The organism is Streptomyces sp. NPDC000878, from assembly GCF_053599695.1.
The window spans coordinates 26,722-36,368 of the sequence record NZ_JBSFMT010000090.1 but is presented as its reverse complement, the minus strand read 5'-3'; the positions used below and the strand labels follow the sequence as shown (position 1 = coordinate 36,368).

The 9,647-nt window shown below is 68.6% G+C and carries 9 protein-coding genes; 8 read left to right on the top strand and 1 reads right to left on the bottom strand.

Going from position 1 to position 9,647, the window contains the following annotated elements; all coding sequences use genetic code 11:
* Positions 1–229 precede the first annotated feature (229 nt).
* From ACWDR4_RS44065 to ACWDR4_RS44050, 4 genes are all read left to right on the top strand, one after another.
* The gene (locus tag ACWDR4_RS44065; protein ID WP_450417067.1) at positions 230–1,012 is read left to right on the top strand and encodes a phosphotransferase enzyme family protein; all 783 of its coding nucleotides are present in this window, start codon (positions 230–232) and stop codon (positions 1,010–1,012) included.
* A 100-nt stretch (positions 1,013–1,112) separates the two neighbouring features.
* Entirely contained in the window at positions 1,113–2,321 is a 1,209-nt protein-coding gene (locus tag ACWDR4_RS44060; protein WP_450417065.1) for a transposase, read from the top strand.
* Between the two features lie 43 nt (positions 2,322–2,364).
* The gene (locus ACWDR4_RS44055) at positions 2,365–3,165 is read left to right on the top strand and encodes a maleylpyruvate isomerase family mycothiol-dependent enzyme (RefSeq protein ID WP_450417064.1); all 801 of its coding nucleotides are present in this window, start codon (positions 2,365–2,367) and stop codon (positions 3,163–3,165) included.
* 1,003 nt (positions 3,166–4,168) lie between these two features.
* Positions 4,169–4,972: an enoyl-CoA hydratase/isomerase family protein gene (locus ACWDR4_RS44050; RefSeq protein WP_450417062.1), complete on the top strand. Its 804-nt coding sequence runs from the start codon at positions 4,169–4,171 to the stop codon at positions 4,970–4,972.
* Between the two features lie 209 nt (positions 4,973–5,181).
* On the opposite strand, the gene ACWDR4_RS44045 is transcribed toward ACWDR4_RS44050, so the two are convergent.
* Positions 5,182–5,775, bottom strand: a complete 594-nt coding sequence (locus ACWDR4_RS44045) for a helix-turn-helix domain-containing protein (protein WP_450417060.1) — start codon at positions 5,773–5,775, stop codon at positions 5,182–5,184.
* A gap of 95 nt (positions 5,776–5,870) precedes the next feature.
* Between ACWDR4_RS44045 and ACWDR4_RS44040 the strand changes: the two genes are divergently transcribed.
* The 4 genes from ACWDR4_RS44040 to ACWDR4_RS44025 all read left to right on the top strand — a co-directional run bounded on the left by ACWDR4_RS44040 (position 5,871) and on the right by ACWDR4_RS44025 (position 9,341).
* On the top strand, positions 5,871–6,932 hold the full coding sequence (locus ACWDR4_RS44040; protein ID WP_450417059.1) for a zinc-binding dehydrogenase: 1,062 nt from the start codon (positions 5,871–5,873) through the stop codon (positions 6,930–6,932).
* Positions 6,933–6,993: 61 nt separating this feature from the next.
* The gene (locus tag ACWDR4_RS44035) at positions 6,994–7,515 is read left to right on the top strand and encodes a nuclear transport factor 2 family protein (protein WP_450417057.1); all 522 of its coding nucleotides are present in this window, start codon (positions 6,994–6,996) and stop codon (positions 7,513–7,515) included.
* The gene (locus ACWDR4_RS44030) at positions 7,512–8,354 is read left to right on the top strand and encodes an NAD(P)-dependent oxidoreductase (RefSeq protein ID WP_450417056.1); all 843 of its coding nucleotides are present in this window, start codon (positions 7,512–7,514) and stop codon (positions 8,352–8,354) included. The genes ACWDR4_RS44035 and ACWDR4_RS44030 overlap by 4 nt, the downstream gene beginning before the upstream one ends.
* Positions 8,355–8,420: 66 nt before the next feature.
* Positions 8,421–9,341 (top strand): SDR family NAD(P)-dependent oxidoreductase, encoded by a 921-nt coding sequence (locus ACWDR4_RS44025; RefSeq protein WP_450417055.1) that lies wholly within the window; start codon positions 8,421–8,423, stop codon positions 9,339–9,341.
* Positions 9,342–9,647 lie beyond the last annotated feature (306 nt).

Below are 9,647 nucleotides of genomic sequence, written 5' to 3'. Positions count from 1 at the left end.
GGACATCACCTCAGGGCAGTGCGGGCCGACCGTCAACAGTCGCAGGGTGTCGCCGACCAGCATGAGGGACAGCCCGACGATCCCGACCCACAAGGAGACTCTCCGGTCACTCCGTACGAGACGGCGCAGGGCGAACAGAAAACTGAGCTTGTTCTTTAACCTCCGTCCCTACTCTGACGCTCCCCCTTAATGGGGTGATCATGACGAGCTGATCCGACACACTGGTTCGATGCGGCACGATGATGAACAGCCTTTGTCCGGTGGCAACGTCAGTGATGGTGTCGTTCGCGTCGGGGACACCGTTCGCCGTCCGGCCGGACCATGGACTCCCGCTGTGCATGCCCTGCTTGCCCACCTGCACGAGGTGGGATTCGGCGCGGCGCCTCGTCCGCTCGGCATTGACGATCAGGGGCGTGAGGTCCTGACCTTCATGCCGGGAGATGTGGTCTGGCCCGACCGGTTCTCGCTGATGGAACCCGCTCGACAACTGGCTCGCGTGGCACGGCTGATCCGGGACTTCCACGACGCCGTACAGGACTTCACGGCGCCCTCCGATGCGCGGTGGCAGACGCTGATCCCCGCTGAGGGCAGTGACATCATCGCCCATAACGACCTGGCCCCCTGGAACCTCGTGGTCGCAGACGAGGCGCGGTGGGCCTTCATCGACTGGGACGCTGCAGGTCCCGGCTCGTGCCTGTGGGATGTCGCATACGCGATTCACGGGTTCATCCCGCTGTCCGCGCATCCGGACTGGCAGAGCCCGGAGGCGGCGGACCGACTGCGAGTCTTCGCCGACGCCTACGGTCTCGCTGAGCCCGAACGTCGTCGGTTGGTCCCTCTGCTGGGGCGCCGTACGCGCTCCATGCACGACTTCCTGCGCGACCAGGCAGCCCAAGGTGTCCAGCCCTGGGCAAGGCTGTGGGCTGAAGGCCACGGTGACGCCTGGCGAAGCGACGCCGAATACATCGAGCAACGCGAAGACCAGTGGATGCAGGCCCTGCTCGCTAGCTGAGGCAGCAGTGCCCGTGCCTGGCTCCCGGCGTCGAACGACCTCTCGAACTGGATCACTCACCTGGGCATTCACCGGACATTGAGGCGGCCTTCGCTTAATCATGTGCTCAGGCCAAGGTGCACCGATCGAGACGAAGGCCGTGAGGGTGAGTCCGCTGCCTGATGCCGGTCCCGGGGAGGCGTTCGCGCAAGCGTCACGCTTCCGGGAGGGCTTATTCGACTGTCTGACCGTGCGCGGGGACGAACTGTTCGAACTCGTGGACGCGTTGTTGTGCGCGGACGGTGCGGTGACCTCGCCGGTGGACTTGACGCTGGTGGCCGAGCACCGGCGCGGGCACGGCGCGATGTACGAGGCGTTGAGCTGCGGGAACGTGGACGTGCCCCGGCTGCGGCAGGTGCTGGCCGGTCTGCCGATGCCGCAGGCCGCCGACGGCCGCCTGGTCCTGGCGGTCGACGTCAGCAGCTGGCTCCGTCCTGACGCGCCGACCAGCGCGGACCGCCTGTTCTGCCACGTCTACGGCCGCAGCGGACGGTCCTCGGACCAATTCATCCCCGGCTGGCCGTACTCCTTCGTCGCCGCCCTCGAATCGGGCCGCACATCCTGGTGCCAGCTCCTGGACGCCGTCCGTCTCGGTCCCGAGGACGACGTCGCCGAGGTCACCGCCGCGCAGCTCCGCCGGGTGGTCACGAAACTGATCGAGATGGGCCGCTGGCACTTGGGCGACCGCGACATCCTCATCGTCTTCGACGCCGGCTATGACGCCCCGCGCATGGCCCACCTCCTGGGCGGCCTTCCGGTCGAGGTGCTGGGTCGGATGCGCTCCGACCGCGTCATGCGACGGCCGACGCCCTCCCTCAAGGAGTACGCCCTGTCCTACCCCCAGGGCGGGCGACCGCCGAAGCACGGCAAGGAGTTCCGCTTCGCCAAGCCGGAGACCTGGGGCGAGCCTGACGGCCACGACGCAGGTCACCGACCGGTACGGCACCGCCCGCGCGATGGCCTGGACCGCGTCCACCCCCGCCTGACCACCCGCTCCGCCTGGATCGAACACACCAGCGAACTCCCAACCCGACCGGTCCTCCCCCGCCGTCGTGACCTCCGCGTCCATCACATCGAGCGGCAGCATGACCGTGCGCACCGGGTGGACGTCACGTCGCCGAGGTGCCAGGCCGCGCGGCGAGGCCAGAGCGCCCACAGGCATGACGCCTGGCGTACCTCCACCACCTGCGTCCTCGCAGCAGTGCGCAGCTTGTCACCCGAGCGGTGGGAGGCGAGGACGTCCGCAATGGCCAACCGGCGGCGACTGTGAAAATCGCTGTCCGATCACCGGAGCACGGTGATAGACATCCGGCGTGGAAGAGAATCTTGAGTTCCCCGACCTGTTGCGACTGATCGATGAACGGTCGACCGCCTTCCGCGCCGTGGTCGCCGCCGCGCCCGGTCTCGACGCACAGGTGCCGACCTGCCCTGGGTGGACGCTGTTCGATCTGGTGAAGCACCTGGGTGGGGGAGACCGCTTCTGGGCCGCCATCGTCGGCGCGGGGCCTGCCGACGCTCCCCCGGCCGAGGCCGTCGCCGCGCGCGCCGCTCTGGAAGTGCCGCGGGAGCGTGAGGCCTTGCTGGCCTGGCTGGCCGCGTCGACGCAGCTTCTGCTGGGCGCCCTGCGCGCGGCGGGACCGGAGAGCGGTTGCTGGACGTGGTGGCCCGCGTCGCAGTCACCGCAGACCGCCGGCGGCACCGCCCGGCACCGGGTCCAGGAGACCGCGGTGCACACCTACGACGCCCAGCTCGCCGGGGGCGCCCCGCAGCCGCTGCCGGTCGAGTTGGCACTCGACGGTGTGGAGGAGTTCCTGTTCACCGTCTGCGCAACGCCGAGTGCCTGGCCGCACAAGCCCACGGCCTTCGACTTCCAAGCCGCCGAGGGCCGCTCCTGGCGCCTCACCGTCGACGGCGACGGCGCACGCACCACCCGCATCCCCGCGCCCACCGCCGCGACCGGCGAGGACTCGGACGCAGCCGGCGCCTCCGTCCACGGCACGGCCAGTGAGCTGGTCCTCTACCTGTACGACCGGATCCAGGCCGACTCCTTGCACGTTGACGGAGACGCAGGGCTGCTCGACCTGCTCCGCGCCTGGGAGCCGGAGGAGAAGTAGGACGTAGCGGGGGCGGTTGGCCGCGCCTCGAGCCGGTAGGACACGACTCTTCGCCAGACTCGTCAGTCGCGACACCGGGCTCAAACCCGCGAGGCGGCCTCGGGCGTCACCAAGCCGACCGTCTACCTGGAGGGCAGTGCGAATTTGTCCGTCCCAGCGATCACGAGAAGCGACGCGACAGCCGTCGTCCCGATCTCGTCGAGAAGTCAGTTGATCGGGTGACTGCGGCGGCTGCCGTGCATGAGAGCAGGGCCTCTTGGTAGCTCGAAGGGTGTCGAAGCCAACGTGCGGTCCAGGAGGCCCTGTTGTCGCATTTCTACGGCAACGCGGGAGTGGGGTCCACTTCGGCCACTCTCGCGTGTGACTGTCTGGCTCACAGGTTCGGGAACGCCAGAGACCACGGGGCGCGCGAGCATCGGTATCCCACCGACATGTCGGACGCCGAGTGGGCCGTGGTGTCCGAGGGATACCGTCGAACACGTTCCGGGTGATCGGCCGCGTTTCCGAACCGGTGAGCGACACAATCACACGTCGGTGCAGCCGAGTCGAACTCCACCGGCGCGAGCACGTACAACTGCGGCAACAGGGTCTCCTGGATCTCCGTTGGCTTCGCAACCCCGAGCTACCAAGAGGCCCTGCCTTCATGCCCGCAGCCGGCGGCAACCACCCGATCGAGACTCCCGTTCGACGCCCACCCCTCAAGATCGGAACGACAACAGCCACTTACAGGCTTCCCACGCCTGCGCGCGCAGGCGCTCACCCTGACAAGCGCCAACCGCAGCTCCAGGCGTCAGGGCTCACGCAGGACCCGACCGAAGCAGCCCTAAGGTCTTGCCGGATTCCGAATCATCTCTTCGCCTGGGCCTTCAACGGGCTTACCCCTCACGCTGATGTGAGGTTTTAGCGTGAGGGGCCGGTCGGCGATGCGCGTCGGGTACCCCGAAGCACTCTGTGCAGGAGTTGACGCATGACTTACGACGGTTACAAGGCCCTGCGGATCCAGGTGAGCGATCGCATCGCGCAGGTCACGATCGACAATCCGCCGATGAATCTCGGCGATCACGTGTTGCTCTCCGACCTTGCTCGGTTCAGCGCCGAGGTCCGGACCGACGACTCCGTGGGCGTCATCGTGTTCGGCAGCGCCGATCCTGACTACTTCTACGCCCACGTGGACATAGAGGACAAGGCCGTGTTGGAGCAGCTGCTCCAGGACGGTGCACTGAATTTTTTCGAGGAGCTGCACGAGAGCTACCGGACCCTGCCGCAGGTGACGATCGCGAAGATCGCCGGACGGACACGCGGTGGCGGCACCGAGTTCATCATGGCCCTCGACCTCCGTTTCGCGGCGCTCGAAAAGGCACTGTTCGCTCAGAATGAGGTGAGTCTGGGCGTCCTTCCGGGCGGCGGAGGCTCACAGTACCTGCCACGTCTCCTGGGACGGTCGCGTGCGCTCGAGGTGATCATCGGCTGCGGTGCCTTCGACGCCGCACTCGCCGAGCGGTACGGGTTGATCAACCGGGCGCTGCCCGCGGACGAACTCGACGGGTTCGTGGAGCGACTCGCTCGGCGGATCGCCTCCTTCCCGCCCAAGGCGGTCTCTCTGGCCAAGCAGGCGGTCGACTTGGGCTTCGGTCTGTCAGTGCCCGACGGACTGCAAGAGGAGAACAAGCTGTTGCGGCAGGTTGTAAACCCGCAGGTCACCGAGTTCTTTCACGCTGCCGTCGTGGCTGGGGCACAGACTCGTCAGGGCGAACTCGACATGGAAGGTCTCATCGAGGGCCTCCGCTCGCTGCCTTCTCACGGCTGATACCCGCCGTCCGAGGACGGAATGTTGTCCAGGAGCCGGCCTGGCGCCAGGGCCGGTCGTTTGAATACGGAGGCGGAAAGCATGGGCGCCCTATCAGCAGCTGTGCCTGACAGCCTTACGATCACCGCCAAGGCGACATCCGTACGCAGGTCAGGAACCCATCGCCAGCAGAAGCGCCGTCACCAGGGAGGACCGTGGCCCCTTTCTGGTTACGTCGGCCGGTCGAGGGGGCGCAGCATCCGGAGCAGCATGTCGACGGTGCGTTCCAGGGGGCGTTGGCGCGTAGTGACGGGGAGCAGGAGGGTGCGGGCGAGCACCGCGCCGAGGAGCATGTCGAAGACGTCGTCCGGGTCCACGGCGGGGTCGACGCTGCCGGGCGGTGCGGCCCGCAGGATGTCCTGGAACTGCGGCCGCGCCGAGACCCGCAGGTCCCTCTCCGGCGTACGGGGGCGCCCCGACGTCTGGTGATGGGCGAGGAGACCGGCCGCGGCCGCGCGTGCCGCGGGCGCGCCGAAGGCCGCCAGGTAGGCGCGGAGGAACCGGCGCAGATCGCGGCGGAGATCGCCCGTCGGCCGGACGCTCAGCGGGCTGAGCCCGGGGAACGTGGCCTCCTCGATCAGTTCGATCCGGGTCGGCCAGCGACGGTAGATGGCGGACGCGTGCACGCCCGAGTGCTCCGCGACGGCCTGGATCGTCGTCGCGCCGAAGCCGCGCCGGACGAGCAGTTCGCGGGTCGCCGCGAGGGCCCGTTCGTCGATGCTCGTGTCACGTGGACGCCCCGGGCGCCGGCGGGACTCTGTCATGCTCTCAATTATAGGAGTCAGTCTTCTATAAGTAGCTCGGCGTCGCTACAGTCCCATGAGGAGACGAGAACCGGCTTCTCGAACGGGAGAACCTGATGCGTGCTGCGGTGCTGCGGTGCGGGACGGTCAAGGTGCGGATCGTCGATGATCCGATTCCTGGCCCCGGCCAGCTCTTCGTCCGGTCGCTCGCGTGCGGAATCTGTGCATCGGACCTGCACTTCATGGACCATCCGGAGGCCGGCGCCGACGACGACAGCGGGATGTCGACGTACGACCAGGACGTCGACATCGTCATGGGCCACGAGTACTGCGCCGAGGTGGTCGACCACGGCCCCGGCACCGAGCGCCGCATCCCCGTCGGCACCCGGGTGAGTTCCCTGCCGGTGCTGTCCACTCCCGCCGGGCGCCGCATCATCGGGCAGAACCCGGATTCGCCCGGCGGATTAGGCGAGTACTTCCTGCTCACCGAGTCCATGACCCCGGTGGTGGACTCCGACCTGCCCAGCGAGGTCGTCTGTGTCGCCGACGCGATCTCGGTGGGCTGGTCGACCGCGACGCGGGCCCAGGTCACGGCCAGGGAGGTGCCGCTGGTTATCGGCTGCGGCGCGGTCGCCCTCTCGGTGATCGCACGACTGCGGCGTCTGGGCGTCGGCCCCATCCTGGCGGCCGACTTCGTGGCGTCGCGGCGCAGGATCGCCCTGGCCATGGGGGCCGACGTGGTCATCGATCCCGCCGAGGTCTCGCCGTACGGGGCCTGGCGGGACGTGGTGTACGGGCCCGCCGACTCGACGAAGGACATGATGACGGCGATGGCCGGCTGCCTTCCGGGCTGCGTCGTCTTCGAGTGCGTCGGCGTCCCCGGCGTCCTCGACGCGATCATCAAGGGGTGCGAGCGCGGCACCCGGATCTTCTCCGCGGGCGGTCCGCCGGACGGCGACCACCCGCACACCCTGACCGCCAAGCGGAAGGGCCTCAACATCCAGTTCGGCGGCGGCCCGTCGATGACGCACTGGGACGAGGCGTTCCAGGCGGTCTGCTCCGGCAGCCTCGATGTCGGGCCGATGCTGGGCAACACCGTCGGCCTCGATGAGGTGCCCGCCGCGCTCCACGCCGCACGCGACGCCAACGGGCCGCCCCGCATCGTCGTCGTGCCCTGAGCCGAGTTCAGGACAGCGCAGTACGTCCCGACGACCGTACCTTCGGAAAGGGCCATGACGGATGAGGGAGACCGACGAACTCCGGACCGCGGTCGAGATTCTGGCGGCGAAGGTGCGCGCCCTTGAGGATCAGGTGGAAATCATGCAACTCGTCGCCCAGTACGGACCCCCTGTGGACAGTGGCTCGGGTGAAGCCACGGCGGCGCTCTGGACCGACGACGGTACGTTCGACGCTGTACCCCACCTGCGGATGCGGGGCCGGGATGACATCACCGGCATGGTCCACGGCGACGGCCATCAGAGTCTGATCCGCAACGGCTGCGGCCACGTCCTGACCGTGCCGCACATCGCGGTCGACGGCGACCACGCGACCGGTCGCAGCTATGCGCTGAACATCCGCTGGGACGCGGACGCCGACCGGTTCTGGGTGGCCAGGGTCTCCGCGAACACCTGGCGCTGGGCGCGCACCCCGCAGGGCTGGCGCATCACCGAGCGGATCAACGCCAACCTCGACGGCACCGCCGAACACCGCGACCTGCTGGCCCCGCCCGCCACTGACGACGGCCACCTGGAGGACAAGTGAAGATCGGATTCATCGGGCCGGGCCGAATGGGCCGACCGATGCTCGACCGCCTGGTGGCCGCAGGTCACGACGTCACGGTCCGCGTACGGCGCCGGGAGGTCCGCGCGGCTGCGGAGGTCTGCGGTCTGACCTGGGCCGACACGGTCGCCGCGACGGTGGGCGGCGCGGACGTGGTGTTTGTCGTCGTGCTGACGGACGAGCAGGTGCGGTCGGTGTGCCTCGGTCCGGACGGCGCGATCGCGGCCATGAAACCGGGGGCGACGCTCGTACAGCACACCACCTCCGATCCCAGGACCGCGCAGCTGCTTGTCGGGGTGGGTGCGGATCGTGGGATCAGGGTGCTGGACGCCGCGCTCTCGGGCGGCCCGCACGACATCGCGGCGGGCAGGCTCACCCTGTGGGTCGGCGGAGACGAAGCCGTGCTGGAGGAGACGCGTCCACTGCTGGAAACGTATGCGTCGCCGGTCATGTTCGTGGGCCCGGCCGGCAACGGTCAGCGGGTCAAGCTCGTCAACAACGCGCTGTTCGTGGCACAGGTGGGCCTCGCGATCGACGCGGTGCGCCTCGCGGGCTCGCTGGGGATCGAGGAGAGAGCGATCCTGGCCGCCGTCCAGCACGGCAGCGGCACCAGCCGCGCCTTCGGCGTGGTCGCCGGGGGTGGGTCGGTCGACTCGCTCGCGGAACGTCTTGGGGACTTGATGCGCAAGGACATCGCCGTGGTGTGCGAGGTCGCGCGCAGCGCGGGGGCGGACCTCGGGATCATCGGAACGGTCCTGTCGTCGGACGCGGTCGAGAAGACCGTACTCCGTCCGGCCGGGGCGCCCTACGGAACGTCATGACCGTGCGGGGCCACCAGGCGCCGCGGATCCAGTTCCAGAGACGTAACCCTTTGCGAGGAGCGCAAGATGGCTGAAACTCTGACAGCCAAGTACGGGGCGTGGGGCATCGTTGCCGGCGGGTCCGACGGCGTCGGCGCCGCGTTCGCCCACCGGATGGCCTCCCGGGGCATGAACGTCGTATTGGTGGCGCGGCGCTTGCCGGTACTCCAGGCGTCCGCCGACGACATCCGGGCGCGGCATGGCGTCGAGGTCCGAACGGTTGCGCTCGACCTCAGCGTCTCGGGCGCACTGTCGCAACTTGAGCGCGCGACCGCGGACTTGGAAGTCGGGCTCTTCGTATACAACGCCGGCGGGGACGACCGCAGCATCGCATTCCTCGACAAGGACCTCGACACCCACTTGGCGTTGGTCCACCGCAACCGCGCCGGAGTACTCGAAGCGGCGTACCGCTTCGGCGCTCCGATGGTGGCGCGGGGACGAGGAGCCATGGTGTTGGTGACGTCGGGCGCGGCCTGGGCGGGCGGCGCCACACTCGCCACCTACGGAGCCACAAAGGCGTTCGATCTCATCCTCGCGGAAAGCCTGTGGGCGGAGTGGCACACCAACGGGGTGGACGTCCTGGGCCTCGTGCTCGGCAGGACCGACACCCCCTCCCTGCGCCGAGTGCTCGACGCCAAGGGCGAATCGTACGGCGAGCTCCCCGACCCCGACGACGTCGCCGCGGAAGCCCTCGACCACCTCGGAGACGGACCCACCTGGATCTGCGGCAGCGATGCCCCGACCGGCGGTTCACCGTTCGGCGCACTGAACCGCCGCGACGCGGTGCTCGCGATGAGCCGGGCCGCGTCCCGGCGATGGCGACATCGGTGGTGGCCGCGCGGAAGAAGGTCTGCACGGGCGACTGCCACCGCACCGCCTCGTCGAACGCCACCCGCGCCAGTTCGGGACGTTCACGCAGCCGCTGTCACTGGACCCGGCGGGTGGTGAAGGCATAGAGGGCCGCCGCCAGACCGTGCACGGTGGTGTGGCGGACGGGGCTTGTAGAAAACCTTGTTGAAAATCCAGGGCGTGGATCTTCGACAAGGAGCACGAACCGGACCATCTGACACGGCGCGGGTCGCGCCGTTAGGACACGGCTAAACCTGCGGACGCCATTGAAGTGACGTTAATACGCGGCTACGCTCATCTCGCTCCACGACCCAGTATTAGACCAGTCGGTCGAAAAGTGTCTGCACCTATTGGCGGGAGATTCCATGCACGGGCACGATGTCCGCTTAGGCGGGCCCACAGCTG

Excerpts from the sequence above, each read along its gene's own strand:
- ACWDR4_RS44045 (WP_450417060.1), bottom strand. The coding sequence starts at position 5,775 with ATGACAGAGTCCCGCCGGCGCCCGGGGCGTCCACGTGACACGAGCATC.
- ACWDR4_RS44060 (WP_450417065.1), top strand. The coding sequence starts at position 1,113 with ATGTGCTCAGGCCAAGGTGCACCGATCGAGACGAAGGCCGTGAGGGTG.
- ACWDR4_RS44035 (WP_450417057.1), top strand. The coding sequence starts at position 6,994 with ATGAGGGAGACCGACGAACTCCGGACCGCGGTCGAGATTCTGGCGGCG.
- ACWDR4_RS44025 (WP_450417055.1), top strand. The coding sequence starts at position 8,421 with ATGGCTGAAACTCTGACAGCCAAGTACGGGGCGTGGGGCATCGTTGCC.
- ACWDR4_RS44065 (WP_450417067.1), top strand. The coding sequence starts at position 230 with ATGCGGCACGATGATGAACAGCCTTTGTCCGGTGGCAACGTCAGTGAT.
- ACWDR4_RS44040 (WP_450417059.1), top strand. The coding sequence starts at position 5,871 with ATGCGTGCTGCGGTGCTGCGGTGCGGGACGGTCAAGGTGCGGATCGTC.